The organism is Thermoclostridium stercorarium subsp. stercorarium DSM 8532, assembly GCF_000331995.1.
GTDB lineage: Bacteria > Bacillota > Clostridia > DSM-8532 > DSM-8532 > Thermoclostridium > Thermoclostridium stercorarium.
Genome location: NC_020134.1, coordinates 2617894 through 2631314 on the forward strand (window position 1 = coordinate 2617894; position 13421 = coordinate 2631314).

Here is a 13421-nt window from a genome sequence, read left to right on the forward strand (position 1 = left end):
AGCTTTCAATAAAATATGTACGATTGTCTCATACCGAAAGTCTGAAATCCGCAGGTTTACTATTGCGTTGCCAGCCCCTGGACAACGGATGAGGTTTTAATCCAAACCGGCCTTTCATTAAATATTTAACAATATAACACACTTGCCGATAAAAAATAATGACAGAAGGACTTCAGTTTTTTATTTTTCCGATTAATTTCATTTTAACCTTTAAAAGTGTGGGGGTCTACTATGTTCGAAAAATTTAAGCAAAAACTTATTTCTGGTAAGGATATTCTTAAGAAAGCATCCGACCTTCAGAAAATCGACATCAAAAACCTGGCCATCAGCGAAAGAATTAAATTCCTGCGAAAAATAAAAATACGGCAAAGACTGATCATTTCTTTTTTAATCCTGTCCATTCTTCCGCTGATTGTTTTGGGTCTTATATCATTTAGCAGTGCCAGGACACTTTTATCAGGCGTTATCAAACAGTATACCGAACAGGTGGTAATGCAGTTCGGAAACAATATTTCAGCCGAATTAAACAAAATAACTGAAACCACAAATTCATTTCTTTTTTCTAATTATGTACAGAAAACCTTTTTTAATTATGACGAACTTGAAATTTACGACAGGGGAGTTGCATTCAACGACCTTCTGAAAGAAATGAATGTGATATCTTCCCAGAATAAAAGCATTTCAGAATTGAGGCTGGTTTCTCCCGCCAATTCAGTCATATATGTAGGAGTCAGTTCGAATTCAATAGATTATGACAATTTAAACAGCAATTTCAGCGAAAGCGGGCAGGTATTCAAGTGGTATGTTTTCGGGAATGAAATTGTATATGCAAGAAAAGTGGTTTATATTACAACAAACAAATGGATGGGAAATTTTTTTGTCACCCTTAACAGTTCAAGATTAAACCAACTGTTTGATTCCCTCGAATTCGGTAAAAAAGTCGAATTGTTGCTGCTTGCCGAAGACGGAACGGTGATTTACTCAAGCGATGAATCCAAAGCCCCCGGGACGGAATACCCGTACAGCTACTTAATCGGAAACATTCTGTCGTTAACCGGCAGTGGTGAGAATTACGGCAGTTTTGAAATCAGCCTGAAGGAAAAATCTTACTGCAGTTATTACAGTATTCCCTCCACACCTTTCTATATAGTAATCATAACCCCGTATTCATTTTTAAACAGTGCCGCAAATGCCATTGGCGCAAGTATCATTATCACACTGGGTATAGTTATTGTCTTGTCGGTCGTGCTTTCCTTCGTAATTTCGAACAGTATTTCCACTCCCCTTGCAAAGCTGGTTAACCTGATGAGAAGGGCCAGTTCGGGAGATTTCACCGAAACCGTAGCCGATACGGCAAATGATGAAATCGGTGAAGTGATAAAAAACTACGATAATATGATTCAGAACATTAAAAAGCTCATTGAAAAGGTGCAGATTTCCGTCAACGACGTTTCGACCAGTGCGGAGAGAATAGCCGGATCATCCGAACATACCCTTGCCGCGTCCGAGCAGATTGCCCTGACCCTTCAGGAAGTGGCTAAAGGTTCTTCCGAACAGGCTCAGGAAGTATCCAAGACCGTTGAATATATGAATGATCTTTCTGACGGCATTAACAAAATGACAGGAAAACTTTCAAACATGTCCAAACTGATATCAACCACCGAAGAAACAAGCGCAGAAGCAATAAACAAGGTTAAGATCCTGAATGACAGGGCAAATCAGACGAAAGAGGCTTCCCAGAAAATAGTTGATGAAATAAACAGCCTCAATAATGACATGAAGCAAATCCGTAAAATTACCAAACTCATTGTCGGCATTTCAGATCAGACAAATCTGTTGTCTCTGAATGCCGCAATCGAAGCAGCACGTGCGGGTGAGGCCGGCCGCGGTTTCGCCGTAGTCGCCGACGAAGTCAGAAAACTCGCGGAGCAGACCAAGGAAGCTTCGATTATGATAAACAACATCATAAACGAAATAAACAGCAAAACCGAACACGCCGTATTTGAAGCAACCAACACCAGTAATATCGTTAATGAGCAAATGGTTGCCGTTGAACAGACCAATGAGGCGTTTAACACAATTTCAGCCTCAATGAAGGAAATTAACGAGTTTATGAACGAAGTGGAAAAAGCCGTAGGCGACATGCTTACACTCAGGCAGAAAACCCTTTCGGCAATGGAAAATATTTCGGCGGTATCGCAGGAAGCTGCAGCTACATCCGAGGAAGTATCGGCAAGCACGCAGGAACAGATGGCAAGCGCCGAAGTTCTTACCAATCTTGCAAAGGAACTGGACAGAATGGCAAAGGAACTGCAGACGGCAGTATCCATGTTCAAAATCAATTAAGGCCGCATAAGCAATCTCTCAATAAACGGCACGCAAAATATAAACCGAACGGCATAACCGAAATGGTTATGCCGTTCGGTTTTAAAAGCAAATTTCTTATTCAAGAAAACATTTACATTACATCAGAACGGTATATTTCGCAATTGCGCCCGTTGGGCAAACCTTAATGCATTCACCGCAGTTTTCACATTTGGCTGTGTCTATTACAGCTTTAAAATTCACAATAGTAATGGCTTCTTTCGGGCATGTCTTCACGCACTTTCCGCATGCAATGCAGGCTACCTTGCAGTTTTTGCGCGCCACGGCACCTTTTTCTTCATTGCTGCACGCCACCGAATACCCTGATCTCGCAGGAACCAGTTTAATAATCAGTTTGGGACATTCGGCTATGCATTTTCCGCAACCGGTGCATTTTGTCTCATCAATTCTCGCAAGCCCGTTTTCCACCGTAATGGCACCAAAGGCGCATGCCTTTTTACAGCTTCCCATTCCGACGCATCCGTAAACGCAGGACGAAGGACCGCCTGACATCGACGCAGCCGAACGGCAGTCCATAATACCGTCATAGTCAAATTTAATATTAACTTTATCCCATGAACCCTGGCACATAACGCGGGCTACCATCTTCTCACCGGCCTGGTTCTCAACTCCCATAATATCGCTGAGTTTTGCCACAAGTTCAGGCCCGCCGACAGGGCACCGATTAATTTCGGCTCCGTTCACAATGGCCTCGGCATAATTATCACAGCCTGAAAAACCGCAGGCACCGCAATTTGCACCCGGAAGGGCTTCACGTACTTTGGCTATTCTGTCATCAACCTTCACTTCAAACTTCACCGAGGCATAGGAAAGAATCAGTCCAAATATCAGCCCCAAACCCGATACAAGCGCAACGGGGAACAAAACCGTTTCCATAATACCACCACTCTTTCCGTTAAAAGTTCACATTTCCGCTTTTACTTCAAATAAAACTTTTCTGCTTTTACTAAAAACAACATTTCTGCTTTTACTAAATATTAGATTAAAATGTATTTATCATATGCCAAACAATCCCTGGAAGCCAAAAAACGCTACGGATACCAATGCAGCCGCAACCAGCGTAATCGGAAGACCGCGGAATGCCACAGGTATGTCATTTGTCTCAATTCGCTCCCTTACACCCGAAAACAGCACAAGTGCCAGTGTAAAACCAACCGCAGCTGAAAAACCGAAAACCACTGCCTGCAAAAAGGTATATTTTCTTTCGGCAATTAACAGCGCGGAACCTAAAACAGCGCAGTTTGTCGTGATAAGCGGCAAATAAATTCCAAGCGCTCTGTACAGCGGCGGCATGAACTTTTTCATAACCGTTTCCACCAACTGTACAAGTGCGGCAATGACGAGAATAAAAACTATCGTCTGCAAATAGGTAAGATCGTTCGGTATAAGCAGATATTCATTTATAACCCATGTAACAGTTGAAGAAATGGTGATTACAAATATTATAGCTCCTCCCATACCAACAGCGGTGGACGTTTTTTTGGAAACACCCAGGAAAGGACAAATGCCCAAAAACTTTGACAAAACAAAATTCTCAACAAAAATCGCAGTTATGGCAATGAGCACTATTTCCCTCATTATTTGTCACCTCCGTTGTGAGCGGCCGCACAACCGGCACAGTTCATGTCACATCCTGAAACAGTTTCACCTGACGCTATTTCCTTGTTTCTGACCTTAAGCACCGATAATTTCTGAATAACCGCAACTACAAATCCAAAAGCCAGAAAACCTCCCGGAGGAAGAATCATTATAACAGCAGGATCAAACAAATTCTTCGTTACAGGTATACCCATCCATGTGCCCGCACCGATAATTTCACGTACCGAGCCCATTATCAGCAGGGCCATCGTAAATCCGGCACCCATTCCCAATGCATCCAGGATGGACGCCACGACACCGTTCTTGCTGGCAAACATTTCGGCCCTTGCAAAGATGATGCAGTTAACCACAATAAGGGGGATATATATTCCCAACTCCTTGTACACATCGGGAAGATAAGCATGAAGCAGCATATCCACAATGGTTGTAAACCCGGCAATTACGGTAATAAACACCGGTATTCTGACCTTATCCGGAACAATTTTGCGAATCAGCGAAATAACTATATTGGAACCCAATAACACAAACGTTGCGGCTATTCCCATGCCAATGGCGTTTCTGGCCATTGTTGTAACGGCAAGAGTGGGGCATGTACCAAGCACCAGTTTCAAAACCGGGTTTTCCTTCATAATACCGTTTGTAAGAACTGAAAGCGCTTTCTTGTCAGACTTTGCCATATCAATTCACCCCATTCATGATTAATTTAACGGCATCCAAAGCAGCCTGAACCCCATCGGTGACCGCACGTGATGTAATTGTTGCGCCGCTAATGGCCTGGATTTCATTTGCCGATTTTTTGCCCTGTTTTACTACACTTAGGGTATCATTCACCGTTACTTCCCCGAACTGATTTATAAAATCAGGTTCCTTCGCCTTTGAACCCAGACCGGGCGTTTCACTGTTATCTCCCACAATGACTCCCGTAACATGCCCATCGGTATTCACTCCGACAGTTAAATTTATCGTGCCGCCATAACCTTTTGTTGTAACATCCACAACATAACCTATCAGATTATCCTGGCTGTAGGCTTCGTAAACTCCGGCCACTTTATCCGACAATAAACCTTCTTCTTCCAGTTTCACAAACCTGTCGGCCCCGTTCATTACCTGTATTCTGTACTGCTCCTGTTCCTCTTCTGTTCTTGCCAGTATAATATCTTTCGTCATCCCGTTAACATAAGCCAAAGCACCTGTCACTACCGCACAAACAATAAAAAGGACCAATGTCGGCTTAATAATACTATCCCACACGTTTTTCACCTCCGAAAGCAACGGGTATCGTATGCCTGTCAATAAGCGGCGTAACAATGTTCATTAAAATTATTGCAAAGGAAACGCCTTCGGGCATATTCCCGTAGAGTCTGAACAGAACGGTAAGAATTCCGCAGCCCAATGCGTATATAATCTGTCCTTTCCGTGTCACCGGGCATGTCACGTAATCGGTTGCCATGAACACCGCCCCCAGCAGCAACCCACCTGCCAGTACATGGTACAGAGGATCACCGGTGAAAAGACCGTCGGTTCCCAGAATCCATGTTAAAAGCGCCACTGTACCGGTATATATAACAGGTATATGCCATGTAATTACCCTTCTTATCAGTAAGTACACAAATCCCAGCAAAATTGCCAGTGCTGAAGTTTCACCGATACAACCGGGTACCCTGCCGAGGAACATATCCAGATATGAATACCACACACTTCCTTCAACGGGAGTGGCTGTCGTGGTAGCATCCAGCAGGCTCAGGGGCGTTGCGGAAGCAACGGCATCAACAAAGGGTTCTGTCCATGTAGTCATATGTTTTGCCCAGGCAACAACAAGAATAACCCTTGCGCCCAGTGCGGGATTCATAAAATTCTGTCCAAGACCGCCAAATAACTGCTTAATAAGCCCGGTTGCAATGACCGCTCCCACAACCGCTATCCATAAAGGTATTGACGGAGGAAGATTCAGAGCCAAAAGAAGACCTGTAACAACGGCACTTAAATCCGAAATTGTCTGTTCCCTTTTCAAACCCTTTCTCATAAGGTATTCGGTCAGTACCGATGCCGAGACGGTTACAGCAATTACCAATGCCGCACGTAACCCAAAAAACAGAATACCCGCGACCGTTGAAGGAATTAATGCGATAATTACATCCAACATTAATCTCTGCGTGGTCACATTATCCCTTAAATGTGGAGACGAACATACAAACAGCCTGTTTTCCAATGCCCTCACCTCAATTTCTGTTCACTTTCAGCCTTCTGACTGCATCTTTACCAATGCGGATGGACTGCACAAGATGCCTCTTTGACGGGCATGAATAAGAACAGCTTCCACATTCTATGCAATCGAGAATATGGTATCTTTCCAGTTCGTCAATTTTATTGGCCAGTACAAGACGATTTATTTCCAGAGGCAGTAAATTCATCGGGCAGGCTTCGACACATCTTCCGCAGCGGATGCATGGCCACTCGGAAGGAAGATCTCCCTCTTTTTTGTCAAATGCAAGTATTGCGTTAGTATTTTTAATAACCGAAGTCTCAAGGGAATATTGGGCAATTCCCATCATAGGCCCGCCCATCAGTACTTTGTACGGAGTTGACTTAAAACCCCCGCAAAAATCAAAAAGTGTCTGTAAAGATGTTCCGATCGGCGCCAAAACATTTTTAGGCTGGTTTACCACAGGCCCGTCCACGGTTACACGTCTTTGTACAAGAGGCATGCCTGTTTTGACATAAGAAGCTATGAACGCAACCGTGTTAACGTTAAGAACCACACAGCCCACGTCAGCAGGCAGTTTCCCCGAAGGAATCTTCCTGCCGGTAAGCGCGTAAACCAGTGTTTTTTCCGCCCCCTGGGGGTAACGGGATCTTAGGCTTTGCACCGAAATCCGATTATCGTTTTGAGCCTTTTCCTTTAACAGTTTATATGCCTTCGGTTTGTTGTCTTCAATACCCATAATGGCTTTGGGAATGCTAAGATAATCCAGTACAAGCTTAATCCCTTCAATTATTCCATCGGGATTCTCAAGCATTTCCCTGTAGTCCGACGTAATATAAGGCTCACATTCCGCGCCGTTAACGATAAGACAATCAATTACTTTATCCTTCGGAGGATTAAGTTTTACATGGGTTGGAAAGCCCGCGCCGCCCAGGCCGACGAGACCGGAACTCCTTACGGCTTTAAGAAAGTCTTCCCGGTTTTTTATTTCAGGCGGTGAAATGCCTTCATATACTTCCTGCTTGCCGTCGGTTTTAATTTCGACGGACATGACAAGATTGCCGCCTGCAAAAAGCATCGGTTCAACTCTCGTTACCGTGCCCGAAACACTGGAATGAATCGGAGCAGACACATACGCTTCACTGTCGCCAATCTTCTGTCCCACTTTCACTGTGTCACCCGGCTTGACAGTGGGCGTACATGGGGCACCTATATGCTGGACCATCGGTATTACCACTTTCTCCGGGATGTCGAGAACAGAGGTCTCCGACTCGGCGGTATTTTTGCGATGTGGTGCAGATACACCGCCATGAAACACCCATTTTAATGGCATAGACTCACCTCGTTTCATTTTGACGTAAAAAATCTACAAGTTAATAATATCATACGGCCAGTAAATTGTGAATATGGATTATGTTTTTTGTATACAAGACAAAAGCGTCAAAAAACCTTGTATAATGCTGATTTCCTCTATTTTTCCATAGCGGAAAAATCAAGATCCAGACTTGCTATGACCAGAGGCACGTCATTTAATTCGGTGCCTTTTAAAATGCCGTCCAGAAATGGGAAGTTTATTGTGGATGAATTTCGTATTTTTATATTGGTAACAAGCTCTTCGTCAAGGCTGACATGAATAACCAGCTCGCCAAAAGCCTCGGGTTCGCGGACAAGTATTTCCCCATTGCTTTTCAGCCTTGGCCTGTCAGATGTCCTTATATCTCCCTCATGCATTATTTCCACTGTCTGATCAATAAGTGACAGGGACAATAATATGTCTTCAAATATAAGCATCGTGCGGGTAAAACTATTGCTTTCGCCGGCTGTTGGAATTTTATATGACAATACATGATAAGGGAGTCTGGACAGTTTACGTACATCCTCCCTTAAACCTGCCGCGCGTGCGGCACGTCCAGTCATTCTCGCGGCGGTATTTTTGTCTATTTTTCCGGTGGCTTTCATTCTTTCTGTAATGGACTGGGTATTGTTCCACCTGTCCCGCATAGCCGATAAAACGCCCACCATTTCCTGAAGAATTACATTAACCCGCACCAGCGTCTCGATTCCTGTGTCAATGCTCAGGCCTCCGGGAACAAGTATGCCTTTAAGCTGTGGATCATTGGTTATTAATAATGCCGCTTCATTATACAGACTGATTAATTTAAAAATTTCCGAGCTGTCCGATAAAAGTCCGAGGCATTTGGTAATATGGCTAAGGCTGTACAGATTGGCACGCAAAAAACTCATTTCGTTTAAAATAAGCCTGAGTAAATTTGCCTTGGGAGGAACCGCAATTTCGTTTATTGCTTCAACTGCGTGTAAAAAAGCCAGCCCTATCGAAAATCCGTTTACCGACGATATTCTTTCCAGCATGTCCAATACATTCGGAATTTTTTCACCAATGCATAATCTTTCTATCCCTCGGTAATTATACCCTGTTTCAATACAAACTTTATCTATCACGTCATCCTTAAGGGAAAATCTGAATAAAACAGGTTCCTGAAGCAAAGGGTGAAATGGCCCCCATTCAAAGGACAAACCGTCATTTTTTTCATGTTCTTTATTATGTGATACGAACATTACAGGATAAGTTCCGGCTATTTCCCTCTCCATTTGTGCCCCTTCGGGAAAAACTCCGGTTATTGACGGGAAAGTACCGTTTTCCGGTAAATCTGTTTCCACCGTTTCAATATACCCGTCCTTTTCAAGCATATATTGCAGTTTAACATACCCGTCATCACAGGCGCTTTTAATGAAAACCAGCCTGTACCCCATCAATTTATATCCAAACATCTTGCCCATAAATGCCCTTCCCTGTTTTTCATTCCAAGAACGTTTCATACTGCATTCCTGCCTTTTCCCCAATGATAATCAGCCTCACCGGCATTTTCCAGCGCACGTACAACCGCTTCGAGCATTTCGTTTGCCCCGGGAGTACATCCCCTTATCCACGAATTAACAGGCAACACTTCCTCTGCGGTATAAAGCCCGTTATTTTCCTTACGGAACAGTCCTCCTGAACATGTACATGCACCTACTGCTATAACGGCCTTTGGAGACGGGATCTTTTCATACACTTCAAGAATCTTTTTCCTTGACTTTTCGTTAATACAGCCGCAAATGAGCATGCAGTCGGCATGCTTGGGATTATCGGTAACGGTTATACCCCTGATTTCACCGTTTCCGCACAAAGCCATCGAAAACTGGAAGTTACAGTCTCTACAGCCACCGGCCTGTACAATAAAAACCGATATCGAACGTGTCCTGAATTTTTTAAACCATTTCACCTGTAAGCACTCCTTTTTTCTTATTAAACTTCTGAATCAAAAATAAAAAACGTATATAAAGTTTATAAGGGACATACCGGCAGCCCAACCCCAGGACAGCCTTGCGGCCTTTTTCCACTCCACCGTTGAAATAAACCTGTCCAGAAGCATAAAAGCAAGGTATAACACCGAAATGATTAAATAGGATACAGATTTTACAACCGGAAGGAAATATGAAAGTATTTTAATCCATACACCCATTTCAATCCACTGGGCCATCTGAATTACCGCCAGACTCCATCCGCTGTACGGCGAATAAAGGGCATCACCGAAAACAGACATTTCGGTACCCGACAGTCCGAAATCAAAATGCATCAGATTACCCTTCATAAGCAGAATTATAAACAACGAAACAAAAGTAAACGGAAGGTCTATAATAATACAGTTGCTTTCCGAAAGCCGGGATATTTCACTGAGTTTAAGAGTTCTACAAACTTTATAAATCGTCGCCGAAGAAACAATTGAAGCAAACAGCCAGATTATAAACCTTGAAAGTCCCCTTTTGGCCGATACCCTGCCCGAAAAGTCGTTACTGCTGAAAGCGCCCGTTATAACAAGCAAATCCATCATTGACAGCACCGAAACCACAAAAAGGAAATTATATCCGGAAACGGCCATATAAAGCGCAATTAATGAAAATAAACATGCTCCGGCCGAAAAAAATACGAAGGAAAATTGCTGCCGTCGTCCTTCTTTCCAAAAAACTTCAACAGCCTGTAGACAGGCTGAAGTGCGTAAGTTTTGCTCTGTCCTGGCATCAGCGAATTTATATAATTGTATGCAATATATATCACCGGAACTGACAGGATTATGGCAATGAACCACGCTATTTTAAGCATGACAGACTCACCCCCAGAGTAATGGCCGCCGTGGTAATATAACCTATTTTAATTATAAGGCGGAAATTTATGTTGAACGGGAGAATGTAATTAACGGGATGTTCATCGTTTGTGTCGGTTGTATTACCCGTATGTGTGAATATCGTAGAAATCCACAGAATTATATATGCCACGGTCAGAACAATTCCGGCAATAACCAGCAGCAGTGGTATCGGATTGTCTGAAAGAAATCTCACATGGGACGGAATGTTCTTAAAGGCAGTAGCCACCGCAAGGCCCGATATGCTCATGATTAAACTTAAAATACTGTGCCTGTTCCTGTAAAACAAAAGGGCAAAATATGCCCCTGAAAATACCAGAATTCCTCCGTATATCATCATAAGGGAAATAACATTGCCGTCAAGGTTATTAAACAGCTGCCGGAATTTCAACAGTACACCGTAGGGCGCAAATAACGAAAAAATAATTAAATAAAGACCCGTCCCGGGAACAATTTTCAGTGTGTCAAACCAGTGTACGCAATTTTCGGGAATCAGCATCCCCATTAAAATTGCGGATGTGAAAATGATCAACGCCAAAAGTTCGGAAACTTTTCCAAAACCGTCTATAAAATCCGCCATTGCCAGTGAACCCGTTAATTTATAGGCTGTCACGCCAGCGGCCAGAAAAAGCGTAAGTGCCGCCTGCTGAAAATAAATAACCGTACGCGGAATGTTGTTTTCATTCCGGGAATCGCGAAAGCCTTTTAAAAATATATACGCCGATATAAACTGCCATTGCCAGAACAGAAACAAGCCTGTCATGCTGCTGGATGAAATAAGCCCTGCAAAAGAAGAAAGCAGAAGGGCAAATCCCATGGTAAAATATCTGAGTTTATCGGGTAAACCTTTATAATGCTTTTTCAGTAAATAAATTATAAATGGAATAAAAAACAAAACAATAACAGCACCAAAAAGTAACAAATATTTCTCTTTTATATTCAGGTATAAAAAACTTGCAGGCTCATCAGGCAGTAAAATAACTTCGAATAAAATGAGGATTAACGCCTGAACAGCGGCAAACACCGATATAATAAACTGCCTGTCCTTTATTGAGCGTAAAAAAATAACAATAACGGTGGCAACCGAAATAATTCTCCATATGACCGCGGGTACTGTGAAGTTTACCGAACCGGGAACCGCTAATGTTAAAATGGCACACAGCAAAAACAGAAGACCCGATATTGCCGTTACCAGATATATGCTTTTTTCCCTTTCCAAAAAAATTGTAACGAAAAACATAATCAGCGGCACAATAACCGGACACAGCACCAGTAAATCCATAACTTGTCCTCCAGCATAATTTATCTTTAATTAGTATATTAATTTTTGTATAATTCCACAAGGACTATTTATCATAGGAAATAATACCTGCTTCGGCTCTTTTCTCGGCTGCCTTGAAAACTATCAGTGCGGCGGCAATAGCGGCGTTAAGCGAGTTAATTTTCCCGAACATCGGGATTCTGATAAGCACATCACAGTTTTCCCGTACCAGTCGGCTTATTCCTTCCCCTTCACTGCCGATTACAATCGCCAGAGGACTTTTATAATCATATTCGCTATAATCGGTTTCACCGTGCATATCGGCTCCGGCAATCCAGAGCCCTGCTTCTTTTAAATCCTGTATTGTTCTTGTAAGATTTGTAACCCTTGCAATAGGGATATATTCCGCGGCGCCGGCCGCAACTTTTGCCACAACGGGGGTAAGCGCAGCCGCTCTTCTTTTGGGCAGAATAATCCCGTGCACTCCCGCGCACTCCGCGGTTCTGACAATGGAACCAAGATTATTCGGATCGGTTATTCCGTCAAGTATTAATATCAGCGGGGGCTGATTAAGGTTTCTGGCTTTTTCCAGTATATCCTCAACGTCGGCATACGAATAGGGAGCCACATCGGCAATTACTCCCTGGTGGTTTCTGGTTTCCGATAACTGATCCAGCCTGGATTTTTCCACGTATGATACAACAATCCCCTTACCTCTTGCAACGGCATAAATCTTTTCCAGAACGGGATCCTTTGAACCTTTTTCGATATAAATCCTGTTTATCGTGCGATCTGCCTTAAGCGCCTCAAGCACCGGGTTTTTCCCTTCGATTTTTCCGGTCTCTTCATGCTGCTCACCGGTGTTTTCGCGGTAATATTTCCCGTCCTCATTCTTCCTTTTCCCCATTGTGTTTTTCTCCTTCCTGCTCATTTTCAATTATTTCAGCGGCCATATTCAGAATCTCTTCAAGGCGTTCATTCATACCAAGGAGATACAAATATCCCAGAACCGCTTCAAAGGCGGTGGCCCTGCGGTAATCCAAAACGTCCGCGTGCTTGGGTATTGTGGCCGATTTGGTATTTCTCCCCCTTCTTAATATGTTTTTTTCTTCATCATTAAGCTTGTCCTGCAGTTTGCTCACAATTTTGCTCTGCGCCGAGGCTTTGACGTAATTTATGGCTTTGACATGCATCATGTGCGCCGATTCATTTTTTTTCATTACAAGGCGGCTTCTTATAAAAAGGTTAAACACCGCATCTCCGACAAATGCCAGAACAAGCGGCGAAAGCCGGTTAACATACTGTATATCAGGTTTTTCAGTTTTCATAAAATCAACCCTCGTTCTTTATTATATCCATAAAAAATAAAACACAATTCAGACCCCGTTAAATTGTGGAATTAAATCAGATTATGCCATCCCTGACAACTCCGCAAATTTACAATACAATTCTACAGTAATGCGTATAATCTATCAACAACCGATTAACGCGCCAAATAAGCGGACTTTTTTAATAAATCTAAAAATTGAACAAACATTTTGTCGGTAATTTTTTTAAATTAGTTGAATTTGTCACTTGTTCGCGCCGAAATAAAATCACTATAATTAATAGCGTACACTGATACTTTTAACATACTTTTACCTCCTTTCTTTTATGACTATATATATAAAACATTTTTTGGCGAACGGAGCTTAAGCTCCTGTTTTTTTTCCTTTTTCCGGCATTTATGATACTCCCGCTGCCGCTTGGATTTTACCCCTTTATTCCAAAA

Annotated in this window: 14 protein-coding genes; 1 reads left to right on the top strand and 13 read right to left on the bottom strand. The window is 42.8% G+C overall.

Going from position 1 to position 13421, the window contains the following annotated elements; all coding sequences use genetic code 11:
- Positions 1-231 precede the first annotated feature (231 nt).
- Entirely contained in the window at positions 232-2346 is a 2115-nt protein-coding gene (locus CST_RS11325) for a methyl-accepting chemotaxis protein (protein WP_015360061.1), read from the top strand.
- A gap of 117 nt (positions 2347-2463) precedes the next feature.
- Here the strand turns inward: CST_RS11325 and CST_RS11330 are convergent, their stop codons facing one another.
- The 13 genes from CST_RS11330 to CST_RS11390 form a co-directional block, all read right to left on the bottom strand.
- Positions 2464-3261 carry an RnfABCDGE type electron transport complex subunit B gene (locus tag CST_RS11330; protein ID WP_015360062.1) on the bottom strand — a complete coding sequence of 266 codons (798 nt, stop codon included), beginning with the start codon at positions 3259-3261 and terminating at the stop codon, positions 2464-2466.
- Positions 3262-3381: 120 nt separating this feature from the next.
- Positions 3382-3963, bottom strand: a complete 582-nt coding sequence (gene rsxA / locus CST_RS11335) for an electron transport complex subunit RsxA (RefSeq protein WP_015360063.1) — start codon at positions 3961-3963, stop codon at positions 3382-3384.
- Positions 3963-4661, bottom strand: coding sequence for an electron transport complex subunit RsxE (gene rsxE, locus CST_RS11340; RefSeq protein WP_015360064.1), 699 nt, complete (start codon positions 4659-4661; stop codon positions 3963-3965). The genes rsxA and rsxE overlap by 1 nt, the downstream gene beginning before the upstream one ends.
- Position 4662: 1 nt before the next feature.
- A complete protein-coding gene (locus tag CST_RS11345; protein ID WP_015360065.1) occupies positions 4663-5235 on the bottom strand; it encodes an RnfABCDGE type electron transport complex subunit G in 573 nt (190 codons plus the stop codon).
- Entirely contained in the window at positions 5225-6193 is a 969-nt protein-coding gene (locus CST_RS11350; RefSeq protein WP_015360066.1) for an RnfABCDGE type electron transport complex subunit D, read from the bottom strand. The genes CST_RS11345 and CST_RS11350 overlap by 11 nt, the downstream gene beginning before the upstream one ends.
- Positions 6194-6203: 10 nt before the next feature.
- The gene (gene rsxC, locus CST_RS11355; RefSeq protein WP_015360067.1) at positions 6204-7520 is read right to left on the bottom strand and encodes an electron transport complex subunit RsxC; all 1317 of its coding nucleotides are present in this window, start codon (positions 7518-7520) and stop codon (positions 6204-6206) included.
- A 137-nt stretch (positions 7521-7657) separates the two neighbouring features.
- Positions 7658-9025, bottom strand: a complete 1368-nt coding sequence (locus CST_RS11360; RefSeq protein ID WP_015360068.1) for a hydrogenase large subunit — start codon at positions 9023-9025, stop codon at positions 7658-7660.
- Positions 9022-9471 carry an NADH-quinone oxidoreductase subunit B family protein gene (locus tag CST_RS11365; protein WP_015360069.1) on the bottom strand — a complete coding sequence of 150 codons (450 nt, stop codon included), beginning with the start codon at positions 9469-9471 and terminating at the stop codon, positions 9022-9024. Before CST_RS11365 ends, CST_RS11360 begins: the two co-directional genes overlap by 4 nt.
- Positions 9472-9507: 36 nt before the next feature.
- Complete coding sequence (locus CST_RS11370) at positions 9508-10128, bottom strand: NADH-quinone oxidoreductase subunit H (RefSeq protein ID WP_015360070.1); 621 nt, start codon at positions 10126-10128, stop codon at positions 9508-9510.
- Between the two features lie 11 nt (positions 10129-10139).
- On the bottom strand, positions 10140-10349 hold the full coding sequence (locus CST_RS11375) for a hypothetical protein (protein ID WP_015485141.1): 210 nt from the start codon (positions 10347-10349) through the stop codon (positions 10140-10142).
- Positions 10337-11671 carry a hypothetical protein gene (locus CST_RS11380; protein ID WP_015360072.1) on the bottom strand — a complete coding sequence of 445 codons (1335 nt, stop codon included), beginning with the start codon at positions 11669-11671 and terminating at the stop codon, positions 10337-10339. The genes CST_RS11375 and CST_RS11380 overlap by 13 nt, the downstream gene beginning before the upstream one ends.
- Positions 11672-11735: 64 nt before the next feature.
- Complete coding sequence (gene rlmB / locus CST_RS11385) at positions 11736-12557, bottom strand: 23S rRNA (guanosine(2251)-2'-O)-methyltransferase RlmB (RefSeq protein WP_015360073.1); 822 nt, start codon at positions 12555-12557, stop codon at positions 11736-11738.
- Positions 12538-12978, bottom strand: coding sequence for a Mini-ribonuclease 3 (locus CST_RS11390; RefSeq protein WP_015360074.1), 441 nt, complete (start codon positions 12976-12978; stop codon positions 12538-12540). The genes rlmB and CST_RS11390 overlap by 20 nt, the downstream gene beginning before the upstream one ends.
- Positions 12979-13421 lie beyond the last annotated feature (443 nt).

What these genes read in the sequence shown, in the direction of transcription:
- rsxE (WP_015360064.1), bottom strand. Translation starts at nt 4,661, where the DNA reads ATGGCAAAGTCTGACAAGAAAGCGCTTTCAGTTCTTACAAACGGTATT.
- CST_RS11330 (WP_015360062.1), bottom strand. Translation starts at nt 3,261, where the DNA reads ATGGAAACGGTTTTGTTCCCCGTTGCGCTTGTATCGGGTTTGGGGCTG.
- CST_RS11325 (WP_015360061.1), top strand. Translation starts at nt 232, where the DNA reads ATGTTCGAAAAATTTAAGCAAAAACTTATTTCTGGTAAGGATATTCTT.
- CST_RS11360 (WP_015360068.1), bottom strand. Translation starts at nt 9,025, where the DNA reads ATGAAACGTTCTTGGAATGAAAAACAGGGAAGGGCATTTATGGGCAAG.
- CST_RS11375 (WP_015485141.1), bottom strand. Translation starts at nt 10,349, where the DNA reads ATGCTTAAAATAGCGTGGTTCATTGCCATAATCCTGTCAGTTCCGGTG.
- rsxA (WP_015360063.1), bottom strand. Translation starts at nt 3,963, where the DNA reads ATGAGGGAAATAGTGCTCATTGCCATAACTGCGATTTTTGTTGAGAAT.
- CST_RS11390 (WP_015360074.1), bottom strand. Translation starts at nt 12,978, where the DNA reads ATGAAAACTGAAAAACCTGATATACAGTATGTTAACCGGCTTTCGCCG.
- rlmB (WP_015360073.1), bottom strand. Translation starts at nt 12,557, where the DNA reads ATGGGGAAAAGGAAGAATGAGGACGGGAAATATTACCGCGAAAACACC.
- rsxC (WP_015360067.1), bottom strand. Translation starts at nt 7,520, where the DNA reads ATGCCATTAAAATGGGTGTTTCATGGCGGTGTATCTGCACCACATCGC.
- CST_RS11370 (WP_015360070.1), bottom strand. Translation starts at nt 10,128, where the DNA reads ATGGCCGTTTCCGGATATAATTTCCTTTTTGTGGTTTCGGTGCTGTCA.
- CST_RS11380 (WP_015360072.1), bottom strand. Translation starts at nt 11,671, where the DNA reads ATGGATTTACTGGTGCTGTGTCCGGTTATTGTGCCGCTGATTATGTTT.